The sequence below is a fragment of the Streptomyces sp. NPDC027962 genome (assembly GCF_055566095.1).
This window is the reverse complement of record NZ_JBVHTA010000054.1, coordinates 33,577-53,274: the sequence shown is the minus strand read 5'-3', so window position 1 is coordinate 53,274 and position 19,698 is coordinate 33,577. Positions and strand designations below refer to the sequence as shown.

The following is a 19,698-nucleotide window of genomic DNA, read 5'->3' as shown; positions in this document are numbered from 1 at the left end:
GACGCCAACGCCAGCCACACATCGTCCGCGGCTACTTCGGCGGCCCCCACGTCCGCTACATCCTCGAATAGAACCCTTTGAGTTTCGGATCAATATGTGCCGGCGGGCGCCACGCCGGTCCTCGTTCGTAACTCGAATGGGCCGTGCGGCACAAACCTGACGCGCGGTGAAAAGGTTGCTACTGCTGCGGGCATCGATGACCTGTCGCCAGCGCTGCGCAAGAACCTGACCCGCTTCATGAAGGGTAGTCCTGCGGATACCGGGATTCCGCAGATAATTCGCCTCCCTAAAGGTGGTGCGGAATTCAGCTACAAGGTTCCCGGAAGGGTTTCCGGGTCATAAGCGGTGTATCGGAAGCGCGTAGATTCAGAAGGGGTTACGGAGTTGTCTTACAAGACGACGTTCCTCCCTGATGGCAGCATCGCGCACATCAAGTTCAAGTAAGGGTGAAGACCGTGGAGTCGGATGCTTGCCAGGCTCTGACCAGCCTGATTCGCTGGGAATCATCGCTGGATGAGCTGATCGACGCCGCCAACCAATGTGATCGTCACGAGGGTCCCTCTGTGCGCCTGGATCGTGATTCTGTACGGGAGGTCCTGTGGCGGTGCATTTCCGGAGAGATGGACGTTCTGGAATTGCCGAGATGGGCAGGGGTGGTTCACATGCTGGAGCGTGTTGAGATCGACGAGGTGGACGTTGATCTGCTGACTCAATTCCTCTTCGAGGTGTCGAGCCCAGAACTGTTTGATCCGGTCACCGCGAACGTATGTCAGCAATGGATCAGCCGAATGGAGCATGCGTAGCAGTCTGCTCACGCAAAAGCCCGGAGGCTCGGACGAAGAAGATTCCGACCGGGCCTCCGGAGCGTTTGACGGCAGCGGTGACGTAACGTAACGTCAAACGCCCGGGAGCCCCCGCCGATTACCGACTCGGCGGGGGCTCCCAATGTGCGCCCGAGTGAACTCTGAAATCCTTGGCAATGCACCCTCGGTGCGCCGGTGGCGCCGGCGCTTACGACAGGTTGTGCCAGGCGTGGTTACAAGTTCCTCGGCATTCCGTTTCTCTTCGTCGCGTGTCAGCTACTGCGAACGTAGACGCGAGGACGCGAGGACGCGAGGACGCGAGGACGCGAGGACGCGAGGACGCGAAATGATTTCACGTACTCACCGGCGCTTGTCGTCTTCGGTTCGGATGAGGCGAGTTACCTTGCGCGGTCCTAGTTCGCCCGTTTCCGGGTTGGCCGCCAGTACGTCATCGCCCAACTCCACATCCTCGATGTCCTTGGTGGAGCCGTCTGCCATGAGGACGTCGGTTCCGGCGAGGAAGCACTTGCATGGGATCCCGCGAGATCCTTGAGATTCCTTCCAAGGCCCGCTCGCCGGAGGGTTTCCCCTGCCCCGAAGGCTGTACGGCGTTCCGCCAGTGGATCCGACCATGGGGCCGAGCGATTCTATGTATTCCGGCGTGTAGCGAAGGTCCCATACGAAGCAGGAATGCAACCCTTCGGAGCACCCAATTTTGCCGCCCTCGCAGACCGAAGCGCCTGCCAGTGCAAGAAGTTCATGCTCCGGCAGATAGTTATAAACCCGATCGGCTCGTAGATTTGCAAGGGCCGTGGAGAAGGCTTCCTCGAAGCGGTAGGGTTCGGGGCCCGGTGCGCCAATACTTTCAAAGTATGACGGTCCCGGGTCGTGACGCGCTTGCGACGGGCCGTATCCGACGTCGTCGTAGCCGCCAATAGCGCCGCCGTAAGGCTTCTTGCTGCCCGAGTTTCCGGGGCTTCCGGGGTTGCCGCCGCTGACTGCGTTGTGGACTCCTGATTGACCTACAGAGGTGGAGCAGTGGTTGCTGTAGGCGCCGCAGGTTTCGGCGAGGCCGGTGGGGTCCGAGGTCGTGGCGGGGTGTTGGTTGGCGTAGCTGTAGCCGTTGAGGGAGTGGAGCTGGTCGAGGCTGAGGAGGGGGTCGACACTGATGAACTGCCCGATGGCCGGGTCGCATTCGCGGGCGCCGATGTGGGTGAGGCCGGTGGTCTTGTCGTTGGTCTTGCCGAGGAATCCCTTGTCGTCGGGCCAGGGCGTGCCGGTGGGATTGCCCCGTTCGGCGCCGAACGGGCTCAGGTAGCGCTTGCCGTAGGTCTGGGTGGCGTCGGCGTTGATGCCCAGGGACATGGTGCCGTGGTGGTCGCCGGCGAGGTGGGTGAGCTTGTTGCTGAGGGTTTCGTTGGAGCGGGAGGCGATGGTCTGGCCGCCGGCGGTGCGCGGTAGCCGAGCTCCGACAGGGCCGGCTGCAGGGATCGGCGAAGGATTGCACCGAACGCCGGACCCACGGTCACCGCCGGGGCCGCGAGCAGCGCGATGCCGCTACGCCCGGCCCGTGACGTGCGCGCCACCCAATCGAATCGCCGGGCCACTTCCCACACACGCGGCGCGGGGCTCCGAGGTCATGGCCCGAGCGTCATCGCAGGGTGTTCGGCTCAGGTCACCGAAGGGAGTCGACGAAAGCGGCGAAGGCCGGACGGGAGACGTGCAGGGCGGGACGGGTGGTGTCCTTGGAGTCGCGCACCGCGACGGCGTGGGTCAGCTCCGCGCACTCGACGCACTCGCCGCCCTGGTCGCCGCTGTAGCGGGACTTGCGCCAGGCGGCGCCGCCGAGTGGGGCGCACTCGACGCAGTCGCCGCCCTGGTCACCGCTGTAGCTCGACTTACGCCACTGCGTCGTGCTCCCCATGGTGTTCCTCCATGACGTCTCGGATCAGCTGCGCCGAGTCCTTGATGGAGAGGGCTGCGGCCTGCAGGTGATCGTAACGGAGCGAACAGTCCTTGACCGTATGCGGGTTGGCCGTCGGATGGCCCGTCCCGTAGCCCTCCGTGTAGAGGATCGCCGGGTCGCTCGCGAACCGGTAGAGGTTGAAGGAACCTTGAAGTCCGGCATGTGCGCCCGTCGCGTACGGCACGACCTGCACGTTCACGCGCGGATTCTCCTCGTATGTCAACAAACGGGCCAGTTGACCGCACATCACCTCCGGTCCTCCCACCGCTTGCCGCAGCGCGCCTTCGCCCAGGATCGCCCACAGCACCGGGGGTTCGTCCTTCTCCAGGATGCGCTGGCGCGCCAGCCGGACCGCCGTCCGGTCGTCAAGTCCCGTCGGGTCCATCGTGCCGAGCACGGCGCGGGCGTAGCCCTCCGTCTGGAGCAGGCCGTGCACCATGTGCGTCTGGAACGTGGCGATCTCCGCCGCCCTCGCCTCCAGCTCCGCCACCTGCTGGAACCACGCCGGCAGCTGGCTGCGCAGCACCAGCCCCAGCAGTCGCGACAGCAGCCCGCCCGTCCCCAGCGCCGCGTCGACGCGTTCGCTGAACTCTGCCGTGGGGAGCTTCCGCGCCGTCTCGACCTGGCCGACCAGGGAGCCCGTGTAGTTGACGATCGCGCCCAGCTGCTTCTGCGTAAGGCCTGCCGTCTCACGGTGTCTGCGCAGCTCGTAACCGTAGTAGTCGAGCGGCGAGGCGCTCGGGTCCAGGGCGTTGATGTGGCGGATGACGGTCATGGCTGAAGCCCCCTGCCAAGTCGATCAAGTCGATCAAGTCGGTCAACGCGCAAGCGCGTTGCGCTCGTTCGGTAGCCCAGCGTAGTCGTCGCAGGCCAGGCTCGTACCGTGAACCAAGACATTCCCCAGTACGGTATGCGCTTCACCGCAGGCGCCCACTCCGCCCGCCATGTCCGGCGGATCGTCCGCTGCTACCTGACCCTGTGGCGGTTGCGGGAGCTGACCGACGCTGTCGAGCTCGCCGTGACCGAGCTGCTCGCGAACGTCGTGCGCCATGCGCCGGGTGGGCGTTGCGGGTTACTCGTTCTGCGGCACCCGGAGGGCGTCCGGGTGGAGGTCTCGGACGGGTCGGCCCAACTGCCCGCGCTGCAGGTCCCGTCCGCCGACGACGAGTCCGGACGCGGCCTCGCCCTGTTGGACGCCATCGTCGACAAGTGGGGCGTGGAGAGCCGGGGCGGGGACGGCAAGACCGTGTGGTTCGAGATCGCCGCGCCCGGCGCTCGAGTGGCGCAGGCACCCCAGGTGGCGGACCATGGCTGAACGCGGCGATCCGCCCCGGGGGGTACGGAAGGACCCGTACCCCCCGGGTTCACGCGCGTCCGGCGGGGACCGCGGCGGTCTGCGGGTCCGCTTCCGTTCTGGCGGCCGGTACCGGATTCGCCGGGAGCTGCAGTCGTCTCGGGCCCGCCAGCAGGTACGTCAGGCCGAAGCCGGCGCCGACGACCAGCGCGCCGCCGACCGCGTCGAGGACCCAGTGGTTGGCGGTGACCACGATCGCGCAGACGGTGAGCAGCGGGTGCAGCAGGCCCAGCAGCTTTATCCACAGCTTGGGCGCGAGCATCAGCACGATCAGGCCGCACCACAGCGACCAGCCGAAGTGCAGGGAAGGCATGGCCGCGTACTGGTTGGTGACGGCGGTCATCGCCCCGTAGTCCGGATTGGCGAAGTCCTGGGGGCCGTGGACGGTGTCGACGAAGCCCATGCCGGGCATCAGCCGCGGCGGCGCGAGCGGGTAGAGCCAGAAGCCGAGGAGCGCGAGCAGCGTCGCGAAGGCCAGCGACGAGCGCGCCCAGCGGTAGTCGGCGGGGCGGCGGACGTACAGCACGCCGAGGATGGACAGCGGGACCAGGAAGTGGAACGACGTGTAGTGGAAGTTGAAGAGGGCCTCGGCCCAATCCGTCCTCACCACCGCCTGGTTGGCCCAGCGTTCCATGTCGATGCCGAGGACGCCCTCGATGGCGTGGATCTGCCGGCCGTGTTCCTCCGCCGCGGCGACGCTGCCGGTCGCGGCGGCGCGTATGTGGGAGTAGACGGAGTAGCCGACCCTTATGACGAGCAGTTCGAGCAGCAGGTTCGGCCGGGTGAGCACCCGTCGCCAGAACGGCAGCAGCGGCACCCGGGCCCAGCGGGCCGGGGCGGGCGCGGCGTATTCGGTGGGGACGGGCCGGCGGAAGTACGGCGAGCTGAGCGGCAGGTACGGCACCGCGCAGGCCGCGGCGAGCGCGGCGATGAGGAGCGTGTTGTCCCGGACCGGGTGGAAGACCGTCATGTCGGGCAGCAACATGTTGCCCGGCAGGGTGATGGCGAGGACGACGAGAACGGGCCACAGCATCCGGTCGGCGGCTCGTCTGCCGACGCGGCCGACGACCGCGAGGAGCACCCACAGAAGTTGGTGCTGCCAGGCGGTCGGGGAGACGGCGACGGCGACGCATCCGGTCACGGCGACGGCGAGGAGCAGCTGGCCGTCCTGGGCGTAGCGGACGGCGCGGCGCAGGCCGAAGAAGACGACGGCGGCGGCCAGGAGCACGTAGACGGCGATCTCGAGGGGGCCTTCGAGGCCGAAGCGGAGGAGGGCGCCGTGCAGCGACTGGTTGGCGAGGCTGTCGGGGGTGTCGCCGAGACCGGCGCCCGCGACGTGGTGGACCCAGTACGCCCACGAGTCGCCGGGCATGGCGGCCCAGGCGAGCGCCGTGAGGGCGCCGAAGGTGCCCACCGAGGTGACGGCGGCCTGGCGGCGGCCGGTGAACCAGAGCAGCGGCGCGAAGAGGAGCACGGTGGGCTGGAGGGCGGCTCCGACGCCGATGAGGAGACCCGCCGGTCTTTCCCCGCGCACCGCGAGGCAGCCGAGCAGCACGAGCAGGACGGGGATGATGCTGGTCTGGCCGAGGTGGAAGCTGTTGCGTACGGGCAGCGACAGCATCAGGAGGCTGATGGCGACGGGCGCGGCCAGCAGGGTGCTGCGGCGCGAGACGGGAATCGGCAGGGCGCGGGCCACGACGAGGGCGAGCAGCACCACGAGCAGCAGCGTGCCGAAGGTCCAGGCGACGCCGAGGCTCTGTTCCGCGGATCTGGCGATCGGCTTGAGGACCAGCCCGGCGAAAGGCGTGCCGGTGAAGCGGCCGGACTCGTAGAGGGAGCCCGGGACGTGCAGGACGCCGTTGTCGCCGATCCACGTCCCGAGGTCGGTGAGCCGTTCGCCGGGCGGCTGGGTCAGAACCGCTGTCGTCTGCCGTATCGCGAGCACCAGCGCGAAGAGCCACAGCGCGGCTCGCGCCGCGCCGATCCTCGAATCCGCCGTCGCACTCCCGCGCGGGCTGTGTTCCGCGTTCGCCACGTCGCGCCGAGCCTCCCCACCGTTTTTGTCGTCCTGTTGTCCGTAGATCTGGTGTCCACTGCGCGTCCGTAAGCGTCGCACTGCCCCGTGAAGGAGACCTACGCAACCCCCTGTTCGCCTGACTGTCACCCCGTCACCGGCCGGTTTTGCCCACCGATCGTGACGGAACGAGCGGCGGGACGGGCGGCGGAACGGATACGTCCGCTGCAGGAACCGCAGATGTCCGCGGCACCGTCACAGGAGGTATGCGGGGGAACATACAAGAATTCGGGCCGGGCGCGCGCCTGGTCACAGTGGTGCTGGCATTGCTCGTGCTGCAGATCGCGTCCCTGATCAGTCCGGCGTACGCCTGCGGCTGCGGGGCGATGGTGGTCGACCGGAACGCGCAACTGTCCGTGGACCGGGAGACCTCGGTGATCGACTGGGACGGCCGCACCGAACAGATCGTCATGCGCTTCACGGTCTCCTCGGACGCGCAGGACGCGGCGTGGATCATGCCGGTGCCGACACGGGCACAGGTCGAACTGGCGGACGAGGCACTCTTCGACGAACTGGTACGGGTCGCGGCGCCCGAGAACCGTACGCGTCACTACTTCTGGCCGCGGAGCGGCGACTGGCCCTTCGACGACGCCGACGGCGCGGTCGGGGCGGCACCGGGCGCGGGCGCGGACGGCTCGGGCGTCGGCGTGGTCGGCCGGGAACGGCTCGGCGACTTCGACGTGGCCCGGCTGACGGCCACCGATCCGAACGCCCTCGGCAACTGGCTGGACGAGAACGGCTTCGAGCTTCCCGAGGGACTCGGCGAGGACCTCCGCCCGTACGTCGACCAGGGCTGGGAGTACGTGGCCGTACGGCTGGCGCCGCGCGAGAAGGGCGCGGTGCTGACGGGCACGCTCGATCCGCTGCGGCTGAGCTTCGCCAGCGACCGGCTGGTCTACCCGATGCGGCTGTCCCGGCGGGCGAAGACACCGCAGTCGCTCGGCCTGTTCGTCCTCGCGCAGCACCGCATGGAGCCGCGCGACACGATCGGCGGCTCGGAGCCGGAGGTGACCTTCGCGGGCAGGGTCGAGCCGCAGGGCGCGGTGGGTCGCCTCACCGGCGGGGAGGAACGCTTCCTCACCGTCCTCGACCAGCGCTTTCCCGAGCCCGACAGGATCGACGGCGACCACGAACTGAGGCCGACCGCCAAGGACACACCCTTTCGGCGGGTGGTGTACGACGACGACCTGCTGATGGTAGGCGGCGTACCGGCGTGGCTGCTGACGCTCGGCGGCGCGGCGGTGGCGCTCGCCGCGACCGTGCTGCTGCGCGTACGGGCGGGCCGGCGGCGCCGGCCGGTGCCGACACGAGTGCCGCCGCCGGTCTCCTGAACGTAGGTTGATCCGTATGACTCAGGAGCAATGGCAGGCCGTGGACAACTACATCAGCGATCTCCTCGTGCCCGAGGACGAAGCCCTCAGCGCGGCCCTCGCCGCGAGCGACGCGGCCGGGCTGCCCGCGATCAACGTGGCGCCCAACCAGGGCAAACTGCTGTACCTGCTGGCGCGGATGGTGGGCGCGCGCACGGCGCTCGAGATCGGGACGCTCGGCGGCTACAGCACCATCTGGCTGGCGCGCGCGCTGCCCGCCGACGGCCGGCTCATCTCCCTCGAGTACGACCCGGCCCACGCGGACGTGGCCCGCGCCAACATCGCCCGCGCCGGCCTCGACAAGGTCGCGGAGGTCCGCACGGGAGCGGCCCTCGACACACTCCCGCGCATCGCGGCGGAACCGGGCGCGGGCCCGTTCGACATGGTCTTCATCGACGCGGACAAGCGCAACAACCCCCGCTACGTGGAATGGGCCCTGCGCCTGACCCGCCCCGGCAGCGTGATCATCGTGGACAACGTGGTGCGGGGCGGGGCCGTGACCGACGCATCGAGCGAGGACCCGGCGATCGCCGGGACACGCGAGATGTTCGAACTGGTTGCCCGCGAGCCGAGGCTGGACGCGACGGCGCTGCAGACGGTGGGGCTGAAGGGGTACGACGGGATGCTGGTGGCCCGGGTGATTGCGTGACGCGCGGGGCGTAGCGGGGCTGCGCACCTGCCCTCCCCTACGGACTGACGGCCGTAGGGGGGGTCGCCCCGATCCGGCCTCACCGGCGGTTGAGGCGCGGGGCGGAGCCGCGGCGGGAGGCAGGGCCGCACGCCTCGTGGGCGCCGCCCCCCACGGCCGCCGGGCCGTAGGGGGTGAGGCAATGGGTCCGGGGCCTGCCCCGGTTTCGGGGAGGGGCGGGGTGGGGGAACAGGCACCCGGCCACCGTGCGGCAGGATGGCCGCATGAGCATCGTGAAGATCAACGCCCTCACCGTCCCTGCCGAGCAGCGCGAAATGCTGGAGAAGCGGTTCGCCTCCCGCGCGCACGCCGTGGAGAACTCCGACGGCTTCGAATGGTTCGAACTGCTGCGGCCCGTCGAGGGCACCGACCAGTACCTCGTGTACACGCGGTGGCGCGACGAGGCGTCGTTCCAGGCGTGGATGGAGGGGCCCATGAAGGCCGCGCACCAGGGTGGCGGCGGGCAAGGCGACGGTGGCGGCGAGCGTCCCAAGCCCGCCGCCACCGGGTCCACCCTGTGGTCGTTCGAGGTCGTCCAGCAGGCGGCACCGAAGGCTTGAGTCCGCCAGGACGCCTGACCTGCTCTCAGGTCCGCAGGAGGCGCTCCGTCACCTCGCGGTACGCGCGCAGCGCGAGGCGCAGTTCCTCCGTGTCGTGCTGCTGCCGCCATCCCTCGCCCAGCGAGCGACGGCAGTCGGCGAGTGCGGCGGTGAGCCGGTCGCCGGTGTCCTCGAGGACGTCCGCCGCCTCCTCGACGGCGCGGCGCGGGGAGTCGACGAACCCGGTCATGGCGTGATGAAGGCGCTGCGCGAGCTGCTCGCGCTCGGGCTGGGGCAGGAGTTGGGCCGCCCGCGGCTCGGCGTCGTCGGCACCCGGCGCGGTGACCGGCGTGACCGGGATGGCCGCGCCGCCGAGCCTCCCGGGGGCCGGACCGGTCGCGGTGTCGGCGGCCGCCGCCGGGGCCGGCGCCGTTACCGCCGTTGTTGTCGGCGAGAACGGCGGCTCTGCCCGCCGACGGGACTCGTCGGTGCGGCCGGGCGCTGAGCCCCGCCCCGCGTCGACGTCCGTGCCCGCGCGCTCCACCGGCTCCAGTCGGGGCGTGTGGGCCGCGCTGCGTTCGGGCTGCTTGCCGTCCCGCCCGTCCGGCGCGGCGGGGGTGTGGGTGTCTCCCGCGTCGCCGGGGGCGTCGGGCGGGACGGCAGATATGGGGGACCTGCTGCGCTCGTCGTCACGGCCGTGTTTCATCAGGCGCCACTCCCCCGCGGGTGCAGCGCGTGCCCTCGTTCGGAGCGGTCGGAGCGGCCGGGGCGGTGGCGGCGGCCGTGGTCGACGGCTCGGTCTGCCACCAGGTCCTCGAAGAGAGCCCGGGCGTCGACCATCGCCTCGCGCAGTCCTTCCGTGCCCACCCCGGACTCGCTGCGCGCGGCACGGTGCACCTCGCGGTAGCCCTCGACGTGATGGGGGTGGTGCACCGAGAGCGCGGCGAGCTGCTCCTCGTAGCGGCCGGCGGCCGGGAAGCCCCGGTCGGCGGCCAGCCGGCCGAGGAGCTGGTCGGCGTCGGCGACAGCCCTGGCCGGGGCCTCGACGAAGCGTTCCTGCACGGCGGCCCACTCGGCGTCGTAGTGCTCGCGCACGCCGGGCGCGAGGGGCTGCGGCTCCAGGTCGCCGTGGCGCCGCACGCGGTCGTGCAGTTCGCGGTCGGCGGCCTTGGCGTCTCCGTCGTGGCGGGCGAGGGCCCGTTCGTATTCGGGGCCGAACCGCCCGCGCAGAGCTCGCCTCCCACCGCCGTGCCCCCTCGTGCGGCGTGCGTACAGCGCGCCGGCGGTGATCAGGAGGACCACGATCACCGTGGCGACGATCAGAACTGTGGTCAGGGTTGACATGACTCACCTTCCGGGCTGACCCGTTGGGCGCTCACTGTTCGCGAGCGTGCATTGCTGCGGGTAACCGGGAATTCGTTGGCCAAACAACCACCTCGCGGGATACAGAACTGCCATGACCGTGTGGACCCTGGCCGTCGAGGCCTTCGACTCCCCCGACGCGACCGCCCTTCGGCGCGCCTACTACCACGATGTGGCGAGCCGTTACTGGGGACGGCCCGCGACCGTCGCCGAGGTCGACGCAGGGCTGGACGGGGACGGGGTCGAGCGGCTGAGACCGCCCACGGGCCAGTTCGTCGTCGGCCGGTGCGACGGCGAAGCGGCTTCCTGCGGTGGAGTGTTGATGCTGGACGAGGCACACGCCGAACTGACCCGTGTGTTCCTTCGCCACGACTTCCGCGGCCGCAAGGGCGCCGGTCTGCTGATGGAGTCGCTGGAGCACGAGGCCCGTTCCCTCGGCGCGCGCCGGATGGTGCTGAACACCCGCCTCGATCTCGTGGAGGCCCGCAGGCTGTACCTGCGGCACGGGTACGCGGAGATTCCGGCGTACTGCTCTGGCCCGTACATGGACGTCTGGTACGGCAAGGACCTGTAGCGGCGGCCTCCGGCCCCGGTGCGGGACGGTCAGACGGCGTGGCGCTTGGGGAGCCGGTGGTCGCCGCGCGGTTCGGGGCTGTGCGGCCGCTCCTGGTCGGAGCCGCAGATCTCCGCGTTCAGTTCGTGCACCAGTTGGACGAGGTCCGTGGGCCGCTCCGGGCCCCACCAGTCGCCGAGCAGCTCCGCGAGGGAGTCCTCCCTGGCCCGGGACAGCCGCTGGGCCGCCTGTGCACCGCTGTCGGTGAGCATCAGGTCGAGCCCCTCACGGCGGGCGAGACCACGCCCCTCCACCTCGCGGGCCGCCTCCGTGACGGCACGCAGCGGTACGGGCGTGGTCTCGGCGAGGAGGGCCGGTTCGACGGCACCGTGGCGTTTCATCCGCAACAGCAGCCAACTGGACGCGGGCAGCAGGTCGTACCCGGCCCGCTCGGTGATCTTCTCGTAGATGTGCCGCCTGCCCTCGCGGGAGGCGAGCACCGACAGGGCCCGGGCCACCTCGTCGTGGGAGGAACGCTCGACGGGGTTGGAGGCGAGCGTCTCGCTGTGGTCGGGCGCGGTCACCGAGGCGCGCAGCTTGTCCTCCTTGAGGAACCAGGTGATGACGAAGGCGATGGCGACGACCGGCACGGCGTAGAGGAAGACGTCGGTGATGGACGCCGAGTACGCGTGGAGCACCGAGGGCCGCAGGTCGTCGGGGAGTTCGGCGATGGCGCGCGGGTCCGCTGCGAGTTCGGCCGGCCCGGCCCCGGGCGGGACCTGCTGCCCGGCGAGGGCGGCGGCGAGCTTGGACTCCAGCCGGCCGGCGAAGATCGCGCCGAACACGGCGACACCGAACGAGGCGCCGATGGAGCGGAAGAACGTCGCACCGGACGTGGCGACGCCCAGGTCCTCGTAGCCGACCGCGTTCTGCACGACCAGGACGAGGACCTGCATCACCAGGCCGAGCCCCGCGCCGAACACGAAGAAGACCAGGCTCATCTGCCAGGTGGAGCTGGTCTCCTTGAGCTGGTGCAGCAGGACGAGACCGAGCCCGGTGATCGCGGTTCCGGTGACCGGGAAGACCTTCCAGCGGCCCGTGCGGCTGACGAGCTGCCCGGACAGGGTCGATGTGATCAGCAGACCGAGCACCATCGGCAGCATGTGCACACCGGACAGGGTCGGTGAGATGCCGTGCACGACCTGGAGGAACGTCGGCAGGTACGTCATCGCGCCGAACATGGCGAAGCCGATCACAAAGCTGATGACCGCGACGAGCGTGAAGGTCCGGATGCGGAACAGCTTCAGCGGCAGGACCGGTTCCGCGGCCCTCCGCTCCACGGCGACGAACGCGGCGAGGAGCACGACTCCGAGGACGGCGAGCCCGATGATCTGCGCCGAGCCCCACGCCCAGGTCGTGCCGCCGAGGGAGGCGACGAGGACCAGGCAGGTGGCGACGGACGCGATGAGGAAGGTGCCGAGGTAGTCGATGGTGTGCCGGGTCGGCCGGACCGGGATGTGCAGGACGGCGGCGATGACGAGCAGGGCGACGACGCCGACGGGCAGGTTGATGTAGAACACCCAGCGCCAGTCGAGGTGTTCGGTGAAGAAGCCGCCGAGCAGCGGCCCGAGCACGCTCGTCGCGCCGAAGACCGCGCCGAACAGACCCTGGTACTTGCCGCGTTCACGCGGTGGGACCAGGTCGCCGACGATCGCCATCGACAGCACCATCAGCCCGCCGCCGCCGAGGCCCTGGACGGCGCGGAAGGCGATGAGCTGCGGCATGTTCTGGGCGATGCCGCACAGCGCGGAGCCGATGAGGAAGATGACGATGGCCGTCTGGAAGAGCTTCTTGCGACCGTACCGGTCACCGAGCTTGCCCCACAGCGGGGTGGCGGCTGTCGCGGCCAGCAGGTAGGCGGTGACCACCCACGACAGGTGGTCCAGGCCGCCCAGTTCGCTGACGATGGTCGGCAACGCGGTGGCGACGATGGTCTGGTCGAGAGCGGCGAGCAGCATGCCGAGCAGCAGCGCGCCGATGGCTACGAGGACGGTTCGCCGGCTTCGTCCGTCGCCGGGGGCGGGACTCAGCTGCGAGGTGCTCACATCCTGGGCCATGCCGATCTCCTCGTTCCGGCTGCGCACGTTCCATTCCATCGTGGTGGGTCCGTCCGGTTATGGCCTGCCGAGAGACGAAGGGGTGCGGTCGGGCCGCCGGATGGGGGCGTCGGGTGCCGCGGAGGGGCGCTCCACAACGGGTGGGGCGTCGGGTGCCGCGGAGGGGCGCTGCATAATCGGCGGCATTCCAAGGGGAGGGGACCGGCAATGACCGGAAACAGATGTCCGGCGTGCGACAGACCGCGGAACGGGGACGGCACCGCCGGACCCGGCTGCGACTGCGCCGAGCGGGCGGGGGCCGCTCTGCGCGCGGAACGCCGGGCGGACATCGCGGCGGCGGAGGACTTCGACCCACTGCGGATCAGGCCGTACGTGACGCTGGAGGGTCTGGAGGGCCGGCGGGGGACCGCCGACGGATTCGCCCCGGTGCCCGAGCCTCTTCACCCGCCACTGCCTCGTCGCGTTCGGACGCGGACGGCCGGGGCGCCGGGGACGTCCGGGTGGCAGGGTTCGGACACTGCGGCCGACGCCGCGGAGGCAGGCGGGCGGGCCCAGGGCACCGCAGGCGAGGCTGCGGGGACGGGCGGGCCGGGCCCGGCGGGCGCGCCGTGGACGACGCGGGCCGAGGGCACCGCAGGCGGTCCGGAGGGGCAGGCACCTGCCGCAACCTGGCAGAGCCCGGACGGGCAGGCACCTGCCGCAACCTGGCAGAGCCCGGACGGGCAGGCGCCTCCCGCCACGGGGGCGCCCCCGGACGGCCAGGGCTGGGGATTCGCCGCGGGAGCGGCGCCGGCACCGGCCGCCGTGAGCGGCGACACCGCGCCACTGCCCCGGATCGCCGACGCACCGGGGGCGGCCACGACCGCGGCGACGCCGCACTGGCCGGCCGCCGGCCCAGAGACCGCAGGTGGCGCGGGGGACACGCCCGAGGACGTCGCGCTGTACGTCGCCGACCCCGGGGCCGAGCCCCGCCCCCGACGTCGGCGGGCCTTCGCCGGGCTCATCGGGGGCGCGGCGGCTGTCACCGTCGCCGGCACGGCCGCGTTCGCCGGCGGGCTGTTCGCGGGCGACGACGAGCGGGACCGCGCCCTGCCCCCGGACACCCGAAGCAGCGCACCGGACGCCACCGCCAGCGCGGTGCCGGACGCCCCGTCGGAGACCGTGCCGCCCTCCGCGTCGGCGTCGGCGTCGGCCTCCGCATCGCCGTCACCGTCCGCGCCGGCGTCCGTCTCCCGCGCTCCGTCGCCATCGCGTTCCGCGCCGCGCCAGACCCCGGGCGGCAACGGCGACACTCCGGTCAGCCCCTCCGCGCCGCCGCCCTCGACGGCCCGGGCGACGGGCACCGTGACGCAGTCTCCGAGCAAGCCGGGCGGCGGCACACTGCGCCGCGGGGACAGCGGGCCGGCGGTCCGGGAGCTCCAGCAGCGGCTGGAACAGCTTCGGATCCACACCGACGAGGCGGACGGCCGGTTCGACGATGAGGTGGAGGAGTCCGTGGCGAGGTACCAGTGGGCCCGCGGCGTCCAGGGTGACCCGTGGGGCGTCTACGGCCCCCATACGCGCCGGGAGCTGGAGTCCGAGACGGAGGAGCCGTGACGCGGCGGCCGTGACGACTCGGCGGGGCGAACGGGGCAGCACCGGAACGGCACGCGGGGCAGTCGGTGCGCGCCGGGCGCAAGGCGGAGTGGCGCCGCCCCGCCTGTTTTTGTATCGTGAAGGAACAAAGTGGTTCCGCCCGTACTCCCTGACCGGCGGGCGGGACCGCTTGTTCTCTTTTCCCGTGCCCTGGAGCTCGCCGATGCCGGCCACCCCCACGCCCGTACTGACCACCCGTGCCCTCCTGCTGGACATGGACGGCACCATCGTCGACTCGGACGCCGTGGTCGAGCGCGTCTGGCGCACCTGGGCGACCGAGCACGGGCTGGACGCCGACGAGGCGCTCAAGATCGTCCATGGCCGGCAGGGATACGCCACCATGGCCGCGCTGCTCCCGGACCGCCCGATGGAGCAGAACCACGCCGACAACCGTGTACTGCTCGCCCAGGAGACGGCCGACACCGAGGGGGTGGTCCCCGTCGCCGGCGCTGCCGCCTTCATGGCCGCCCTCGCCGGGCTGCCGCACGCCCTGGTGACCTCGGCCGATCTGCCCCTGGCCACGGCCCGTATGAACGCGGCGGGGCTGCCCATGCCACAGGTGCGGGTGACGGCCGAGTGCGTCGGGGCGAGCAAGCCCGACCCCGAGGGCTTCCTCAAGGGTGCGGCCGAACTGGGCTTCGCCCCTGAGGAGTGCGTGGCCTTCGAGGACTCCGAGGCGGGCATCACGGCGGCCCGCGCGGCCGGCATGCGGGTCGTCGGCGTGGGCCCCCGCGCCACGGTGATGACACCCGACATCCACGTACCGGACCTGACGCACCTCACTGCGACCGCGCACGCGGACGGCACGATCGCGCTCAGCACCCGCCGGGTCTAGAACCAACGCCGTTCAGTCAGGTGTGAGTGCTGTTCGTCAAGGCCGGTCCCAGATCCGGTGGTAGATCCGACATCCGCGCCTCGAGCTCACGCAGCGGCCACGACGTCGACCGTCGGTTCCATCGTCGGGCGGTGACGGCCTTCAGTTCCATACGTGCTGCCACTGCACTCTCGCCTTCGAACTGCCCCGAGAAGGGGTGCGCGGTGATCGTGACGGCCTGGTCTGTGCACTCGGCACGAAGGCGTGCGACGACAGCAATCTGCTCGTCGGTCCACCCTGGGCCGGGTTCCCGGCCGCCGGTCACGACGGCGGTGTGAGGGTGCTCTTCTCCGGGCCATCCGTCCGCCGGTTTACTTCAGGAGGCAGCAGCTGCGCCGACTGCTTGTTTGCCTGCTTCTTCGTCGAGCCGATCAACGACGAGCATCGCCGCATCGTCCGCCAGGTGGCCCCCGGTGTGACGGATCAATGCCTGGTGCAGTTGTTCCAGGAACTGCGACGGGGTGCAGGTGGGCACCGCTTTCATGGCTTCGGTCAAGGCGAAGAAATCTCTGTCAGAATTTCGGGCTTCCATCACACCGTCGGTGTGCAGCAGCAGACGGTCACCAGGTGCGAACGGATAGCTCTCCGCCTTGGCGGGAAGACCGGTGATGAAGTCGTCCAGGCCCAGGGGTGGCAGTGGTGAGCTCGGCATCAGGGCGTGAACCTCGCACTGGTGCAGCAGCAACGGAGGCGGATGTCCGCGATTGACCACCTGGACCTCGAAGCCGTCGGGCACCTGAGCCACGAGCACAGTCACGAAATCCTCCGCCTGGTCTTCCCTCTCGTCCTGGTCGGCCGCACCCGGCGCAGATCGCTCCCGGTGCAGCGCGGCCGCGCAGTGGTTCACCACCTCCACCAGGTCGTCCTCATAGTGCACGGCCTCCCGGAAGGCGCTGAGCACGGCCGAAGCCATACCCACAGCAGGCAGCCCTTTGCCGCGGACGTCCCCCACGATCATCCGGACCCCGTACCGGGTCTGTACGGCTTCGTACAGATCGCCGCCGATGTGCGCTCCCGTCTCAGCCGCGAGATACATGCTGGCCGCCCGCACCGGACCCATCCGGGCCGGTACGGGCCGCAGCAGGACTCTTTGTGCTGCCACGGCGACCCGGCGAACTTGGTTGAGCTCGCTCTGCCTGCGCGTGCGCACAGCTTTACTCGTGATGACACTGGCCACGGACACCACGAGGAGGCCCAGGAGATTGCTGTAGATCAGCATGCCACCCCACGCCTCGTGCAGGGTGGTGGTGGTCAGGCTGACGGCCAGGGCTCCAGCCGCTGCCGAGAGGGTGCCTTTCGGGCCCATCGTCAGCGCAGCCAGTGCCGGCATCGCGACGAGGAGAGGGCCGGTGTAGATATCGTGCGCAGGAGAGAGTTCGATCCCTAGCCCAAGCAGTATGATCACGAACGGCACGCACTGCGCGACTCGGAAAAGGGCCCGGCTGTGACCGCCCGCTCCTGGCGGATGAGCTGGACGGAAGAGAGTCCGCATGGATACAGCCTGCCTCGCTGACGTGGACAGTTCCACTCATCGACGGAGGCGGCCAAACCAGGCCAGGCCCCCGGTCCGGTGTAGTCGAGCCGACCCTGCAACGCAGGCTCGGCCCACTGCAACCGAGAGCGGCCGGTGACGATGAAGAACGCATTGGGCATCAGCCACACCACCCGCTGGATGCGGCACTCCAGGTCACTGTGGGTCCGGTCGCCGACATCCTCGAAGGTGTCCAGCAGGATCACCGGCATCACGCGCCTGTCCGCAGGGAGCTGGGCAAGCTCCCACCCCGGCAGATGCGGATAGAAGGACAGCGCCTCCAGATCTCAGCCGGTGATCGCTTCGAAGAGGCTGAAACCGGCGAGCGCGAGCATCAGGCACGCCGCGACCTTGGTGATCAGCTTCAGCGGCACGTACTGCATCAGCGTCCGCCCGCCGAGGATGCCGATGCCGGCGACCGCCCACAGCGCCAGCACCGCGCCGACGCCGACCGAGAGCGGATTGTCGTAACGGGCCGCGAGGTTGGCCGTCATGATCTGGGTGAGGTCGCCGAACTCGGCGACCAGGATGAGTACGAAGCCCGCCCCGGAGACCTTCCAGAAGGACTGGCCGGCCGGGGCCTTGATGCTCGCCTCCTCGCCGTCGCCCTCCTTCAGCAGAAGCATCAGCGCGCCCGCGAGGAACAGGACGCCCACCACGGCCTGCACCAGCCGGTGCGGCAGCAGGGTCAGCACACTGCCGGCGGCGATGGCGAGGGCGACGTGGACGGCGAAGGCGGCGGCGACACCGGCGAAGACGTACGACGCGCGATAGCGGGTGCCCAGCATCAGACCGGCGAGCGCGGTCTTGTCGGGCAGTTCGGCGAGGAAGACGACGCCGAACGTGATCGCCAGGACGGTCGAGCTGATCATGGATGGGTCCTCAATCGGTCGGGCGCGGCCCTGCCGAGAGTGTCCTGGGCGTTTCAGGGATCGCTTCGGCACGGCAGCGCCATGAATGCGTACATGGGCACTGCGGCCGAAGGTCTCGCCGGCGGTCCTCTGTGACGAGGCCGCCTCCGGGCGCCGGCCGGGCACGAGGCCCAGCAGTATGTCGACGGTCCGGCGAAGAGCTACTCCCCTTCTGCGCGGTACAGCCTACGTGACGGCGGCACCGCTCCCTCAGGGACCTTGGTCCCTTCCGTCCCTGTTCAGCCGCCCGCGCGCCACGAGCTCGACGACGAGCGCGACCGCGATCGCCTGCACGGCCAGCAGCGCGACCAGTACGAACAGCTGGACCGCCCCCGCCTCGACCGGCGAGGCACCGCCCAGCAGCATGCCGACGAAGGCGCCGGGGAGTGTGACCAGCCCCACGGTCCTGGTCTGGTCGAGGCCCGGGAGCAGTGCGTCGGAGGCGGGATCACGGGCGACCTCCATGCGGGCGTCGCGGACCAGGAGACCGAGGGCGAGACCCGCCTCCACCTCGCCGCGCCGCTGCTCCAGTTCGTCCAGCGCTCGCCGGCCGCCGACCGCCGTCACGGTCAGGGCCCCGCCGATCAGGATGCCGGTCACCGGAATCAGCGTGATGCCCTTCACCGGCACCAGTCCGGTGAGGAGCAGCGCGGCCACGACGGGCACCACCCCGGCGGCGATCGGCAGACCGGCCCACCACCAGGTGGCGTTGGCGGTGATCCGCCTCCCGGCGGTGCGGGCGGCGACCGCGTACATGAGCGCGATGAAGGCGAGCAGCAGCGGAACGGAGCGGACGACCCAACCGATCGCCGCGGAGACCACGGCGAGCTGGACCGCGGCCCGCACGCCCGCGACGACGATCCGGCGGGAACGCCCCAGGTGGGCGACCGCGACCACGGTCGCCGCGGCGGCCAGCAGGACGGCCAGTACGGCCCCGAGGGTGAGGTTGACCGGCAGGAGCACGCCGCAACACTACGACCTGACAACGCTCATGCCGGTACGTCAGAACCCTTGATGTGACGTGTTCATGTCGCCACCCTGTTACCTGGCGCCCATCCCCAGGCAATCTCGCGCCGCAAGCATGGCCACGCCCGCAAGGGCACCTCCCGCGCCCGCAGGGCGATGGAGGAGGCCAAGCTCCCCCCACCTCCAAGGAGTTCACATGTCAGGTGTCTACGCGCGTCGAAGCCGCGGTCTCCGTCGAACAGCCGTCCTCGGCGCCGCCTCCGCCCTCGCCACCACCGGCCTGCTGGCAACGGCGCCCACCGCTCAGGCAGCACCGCCCACGCCCGTCAGCGCGTCCACCGCCCGCAGCTACCTCGGCCAGCTGACGGTGGCCGCGGAAGGCTCCTCCTCCGGCTACAGCCGCGACCTCTTCCCGCACTGGAGCACACAGTCCGGAGCGTGCAACACCCGCGAGGTCGTCCTCAAGCGCGACGGCTCGAACGTCCAGCAGGACTCCAGCTGCGCGGCGGTGAGCGGCAGCTGGTACTCCCCGTACGACGGCGCCACGTGGACCGCGGCGTCCGATGTCGACATCGACCACATGGTGCCGCTGGCGGAGGCCTGGCGCTCCGGCGCGAACAGCTGGACCACGTCCAAGCGCCAGCAGTTCGCGAACGACCTGACCCGCCCGCAGCTCATAGCCGTCACGGACAACGTGAACCAGTCCAAGGGCGACCGGGACCCGGCCGAGTGGATGCCGCCGCGCAGCTCGTACCACTGCTACTACGCGCGGATGTGGGTGCACACGAAGTACTACTGGAACCTGAAGGTGGACTCGGCGGAGAAGAGCGCGCTGCAGTCGGTCCTGAACGGCTGCTGACGATCCGCTGCGGTTGGGGCTTGCCCCCCGCCCCGCCCGGGGCCCCCGCCCGGGCCCGGTACCACGCTCCGGGCCGGTACCGCGCTCCGGGCGATG

At 70.5% G+C, this 19,698-nt stretch carries 19 protein-coding genes and 2 pseudogenes; 9 read left to right on the top strand and 12 right to left on the bottom strand.

The genetic code is table 11. From position 1 onward, the window contains the following. The first annotated feature begins 455 nt into the window (after nucleotides 1-455). The gene (locus ACZ4SA_RS33225; protein WP_468281624.1) at nucleotides 456-803 is read left to right on the top strand and encodes a hypothetical protein; all 348 of its coding nucleotides are present in this window, start codon (nucleotides 456-458) and stop codon (nucleotides 801-803) included. 208 nt (nucleotides 804-1,011) lie between these two features. Here the strand turns inward: ACZ4SA_RS33225 and ACZ4SA_RS33220 are convergent. The 4 genes and pseudogenes from ACZ4SA_RS33220 to ACZ4SA_RS33205 form a co-directional block, all read right to left on the bottom strand. Beyond that, nucleotides 1,012-1,095, bottom strand: a pseudogene (locus ACZ4SA_RS33220) (DUF5958 family protein); the annotation flags it as partial. Nucleotides 1,096-1,172: 77 nt separating this feature from the next. After that, nucleotides 1,173-2,255 (bottom strand): annotated as a pseudogene (locus ACZ4SA_RS33215) (RHS repeat domain-containing protein); the annotation flags it as partial. Nucleotides 2,256-2,478: 223 nt separating this feature from the next. Further along, nucleotides 2,479-2,727, bottom strand: coding sequence for a DUF397 domain-containing protein (locus tag ACZ4SA_RS33210; protein ID WP_468281623.1), 249 nt, complete (start codon nucleotides 2,725-2,727; stop codon nucleotides 2,479-2,481). After that, complete coding sequence (locus tag ACZ4SA_RS33205; RefSeq protein WP_468281627.1) at nucleotides 2,702-3,535, bottom strand: helix-turn-helix domain-containing protein; 834 nt, start codon at nucleotides 3,533-3,535, stop codon at nucleotides 2,702-2,704. Before ACZ4SA_RS33205 ends, ACZ4SA_RS33210 begins: the two co-directional genes overlap by 26 nt. Nucleotides 3,536-3,679: 144 nt before the next feature. On the opposite strand from ACZ4SA_RS33205, the gene ACZ4SA_RS33200 reads away from it, so the two are divergent. Beyond that, nucleotides 3,680-4,084 (top strand): ATP-binding protein, encoded by a 405-nt coding sequence (locus ACZ4SA_RS33200; protein WP_468281626.1) that lies wholly within the window; start codon nucleotides 3,680-3,682, stop codon nucleotides 4,082-4,084. 49 nt (nucleotides 4,085-4,133) lie between these two features. Here ACZ4SA_RS33200 and ACZ4SA_RS33195 read toward each other — a convergent pair whose 3' ends face one another. Further along, nucleotides 4,134-6,158, bottom strand: coding sequence for a bifunctional glycosyltransferase 87/phosphatase PAP2 family protein (locus ACZ4SA_RS33195; RefSeq protein ID WP_468281622.1), 2,025 nt, complete (start codon nucleotides 6,156-6,158; stop codon nucleotides 4,134-4,136). 245 nt (nucleotides 6,159-6,403) lie between these two features. Between ACZ4SA_RS33195 and ACZ4SA_RS33190 the strand changes: the two genes are divergently transcribed. The 3 genes from ACZ4SA_RS33190 (at nucleotide 6,404) to ACZ4SA_RS33180 (ending at nucleotide 8,815) form a co-directional block, all read left to right on the top strand. Beyond that, nucleotides 6,404-7,528: a DUF2330 domain-containing protein gene (locus tag ACZ4SA_RS33190; RefSeq protein WP_468281621.1), complete on the top strand. Its 1,125-nt coding sequence runs from the start codon at nucleotides 6,404-6,406 to the stop codon at nucleotides 7,526-7,528. Nucleotides 7,529-7,544: 16 nt separating this feature from the next. After that, entirely contained in the window at nucleotides 7,545-8,216 is a 672-nt protein-coding gene (locus tag ACZ4SA_RS33185) for an O-methyltransferase (protein ID WP_468281620.1), read from the top strand. Nucleotides 8,217-8,479: 263 nt separating this feature from the next. Continuing rightward, on the top strand, nucleotides 8,480-8,815 hold the full coding sequence (locus ACZ4SA_RS33180; RefSeq protein ID WP_468281619.1) for an antibiotic biosynthesis monooxygenase family protein: 336 nt from the start codon (nucleotides 8,480-8,482) through the stop codon (nucleotides 8,813-8,815). A gap of 25 nt (nucleotides 8,816-8,840) precedes the next feature. Here ACZ4SA_RS33180 and ACZ4SA_RS33175 read toward each other — a convergent pair whose 3' ends face one another. Together ACZ4SA_RS33175 and ACZ4SA_RS33170 are read right to left on the bottom strand one after the other, a co-directional pair. Continuing rightward, nucleotides 8,841-9,500 (bottom strand): hypothetical protein, encoded by a 660-nt coding sequence (locus ACZ4SA_RS33175; RefSeq protein ID WP_468281618.1) that lies wholly within the window; start codon nucleotides 9,498-9,500, stop codon nucleotides 8,841-8,843. Then, a complete protein-coding gene (locus ACZ4SA_RS33170) occupies nucleotides 9,500-10,138 on the bottom strand; it encodes a hypothetical protein (RefSeq protein WP_468281617.1) in 639 nt (212 codons plus the stop codon). Before ACZ4SA_RS33170 ends, ACZ4SA_RS33175 begins: the two co-directional genes overlap by 1 nt. Nucleotides 10,139-10,250: 112 nt before the next feature. Between ACZ4SA_RS33170 and ACZ4SA_RS33165 the strand changes: the two genes are divergently transcribed. Next, entirely contained in the window at nucleotides 10,251-10,730 is a 480-nt protein-coding gene (locus ACZ4SA_RS33165; RefSeq protein WP_468281616.1) for a GNAT family N-acetyltransferase, read from the top strand. Nucleotides 10,731-10,759: 29 nt separating this feature from the next. On the opposite strand, the gene ACZ4SA_RS33160 is transcribed toward ACZ4SA_RS33165, so the two are convergent. Continuing rightward, nucleotides 10,760-12,826 (bottom strand): MDR family MFS transporter, encoded by a 2,067-nt coding sequence (locus tag ACZ4SA_RS33160; protein ID WP_468281625.1) that lies wholly within the window; start codon nucleotides 12,824-12,826, stop codon nucleotides 10,760-10,762. 207 nt (nucleotides 12,827-13,033) lie between these two features. On the opposite strand from ACZ4SA_RS33160, the gene ACZ4SA_RS33155 reads away from it, so the two are divergent. After that, nucleotides 13,034-14,422, top strand: coding sequence for a peptidoglycan-binding domain-containing protein (locus ACZ4SA_RS33155; protein WP_468281615.1), 1,389 nt, complete (start codon nucleotides 13,034-13,036; stop codon nucleotides 14,420-14,422). Nucleotides 14,423-14,624: 202 nt separating this feature from the next. Next, nucleotides 14,625-15,296: an HAD-IA family hydrolase gene (locus ACZ4SA_RS33150; RefSeq protein WP_468281614.1), complete on the top strand. Its 672-nt coding sequence runs from the start codon at nucleotides 14,625-14,627 to the stop codon at nucleotides 15,294-15,296. A 355-nt stretch (nucleotides 15,297-15,651) separates the two neighbouring features. Here ACZ4SA_RS33150 and ACZ4SA_RS33145 read toward each other — a convergent pair whose 3' ends face one another. The 4 genes from ACZ4SA_RS33145 to ACZ4SA_RS33130 all read right to left on the bottom strand — a co-directional run bounded on the left by ACZ4SA_RS33145 (nucleotide 15,652) and on the right by ACZ4SA_RS33130 (nucleotide 18,740). Then, nucleotides 15,652-16,740 (bottom strand): PP2C family protein-serine/threonine phosphatase, encoded by a 1,089-nt coding sequence (locus ACZ4SA_RS33145; protein WP_468281613.1) that lies wholly within the window; start codon nucleotides 16,738-16,740, stop codon nucleotides 15,652-15,654. Further along, a complete protein-coding gene (locus tag ACZ4SA_RS33140) occupies nucleotides 16,737-17,078 on the bottom strand; it encodes a hypothetical protein (RefSeq protein WP_468281612.1) in 342 nt (113 codons plus the stop codon). Before ACZ4SA_RS33140 ends, ACZ4SA_RS33145 begins: the two co-directional genes overlap by 4 nt. A gap of 75 nt (nucleotides 17,079-17,153) precedes the next feature. Continuing rightward, the gene (locus ACZ4SA_RS33135; protein ID WP_468281611.1) at nucleotides 17,154-17,738 is read right to left on the bottom strand and encodes a TMEM165/GDT1 family protein; all 585 of its coding nucleotides are present in this window, start codon (nucleotides 17,736-17,738) and stop codon (nucleotides 17,154-17,156) included. A gap of 249 nt (nucleotides 17,739-17,987) precedes the next feature. After that, nucleotides 17,988-18,740 carry an ABC transporter permease gene (locus ACZ4SA_RS33130; protein WP_468281610.1) on the bottom strand — a complete coding sequence of 251 codons (753 nt, stop codon included), beginning with the start codon at nucleotides 18,738-18,740 and terminating at the stop codon, nucleotides 17,988-17,990. A 199-nt stretch (nucleotides 18,741-18,939) separates the two neighbouring features. Here ACZ4SA_RS33130 and ACZ4SA_RS33125 point away from each other — a divergent pair, with 199 nt between their 5' ends. After that, nucleotides 18,940-19,602 (top strand): HNH endonuclease family protein, encoded by a 663-nt coding sequence (locus ACZ4SA_RS33125; protein WP_468281609.1) that lies wholly within the window; start codon nucleotides 18,940-18,942, stop codon nucleotides 19,600-19,602. The last annotated feature ends 96 nt before the right edge of the window (nucleotides 19,603-19,698 follow it).

Coding starts and splice junctions, on each gene's coding strand:
- ACZ4SA_RS33165 (WP_468281616.1), top strand. CDS start 10,251: ATGACCGTGTGGACCCTGGCCGTCGAGGCCTTCGACTCCCCCGACGCG.
- ACZ4SA_RS33150 (WP_468281614.1), top strand. CDS start 14,625: ATGCCGGCCACCCCCACGCCCGTACTGACCACCCGTGCCCTCCTGCTG.
- ACZ4SA_RS33125 (WP_468281609.1), top strand. CDS start 18,940: ATGTCAGGTGTCTACGCGCGTCGAAGCCGCGGTCTCCGTCGAACAGCC.
- ACZ4SA_RS33170 (WP_468281617.1), bottom strand. CDS start 10,138: ATGTCAACCCTGACCACAGTTCTGATCGTCGCCACGGTGATCGTGGTC.
- ACZ4SA_RS33140 (WP_468281612.1), bottom strand. CDS start 17,078: ATGCCGGTGATCCTGCTGGACACCTTCGAGGATGTCGGCGACCGGACC.
- ACZ4SA_RS33155 (WP_468281615.1), top strand. CDS start 13,034: ATGACCGGAAACAGATGTCCGGCGTGCGACAGACCGCGGAACGGGGAC.
- ACZ4SA_RS33185 (WP_468281620.1), top strand. CDS start 7,545: ATGACTCAGGAGCAATGGCAGGCCGTGGACAACTACATCAGCGATCTC.
- ACZ4SA_RS33175 (WP_468281618.1), bottom strand. CDS start 9,500: ATGAAACACGGCCGTGACGACGAGCGCAGCAGGTCCCCCATATCTGCC.
- ACZ4SA_RS33190 (WP_468281621.1), top strand. CDS start 6,404: ATGCGGGGGAACATACAAGAATTCGGGCCGGGCGCGCGCCTGGTCACA.
- ACZ4SA_RS33135 (WP_468281611.1), bottom strand. CDS start 17,738: ATGATCAGCTCGACCGTCCTGGCGATCACGTTCGGCGTCGTCTTCCTC.
- ACZ4SA_RS33160 (WP_468281625.1), bottom strand. CDS start 12,826: ATGGCCCAGGATGTGAGCACCTCGCAGCTGAGTCCCGCCCCCGGCGAC.
- ACZ4SA_RS33200 (WP_468281626.1), top strand. CDS start 3,680: ATGCGCTTCACCGCAGGCGCCCACTCCGCCCGCCATGTCCGGCGGATC.
- ACZ4SA_RS33180 (WP_468281619.1), top strand. CDS start 8,480: ATGAGCATCGTGAAGATCAACGCCCTCACCGTCCCTGCCGAGCAGCGC.
- ACZ4SA_RS33210 (WP_468281623.1), bottom strand. CDS start 2,727: ATGGGGAGCACGACGCAGTGGCGTAAGTCGAGCTACAGCGGTGACCAG.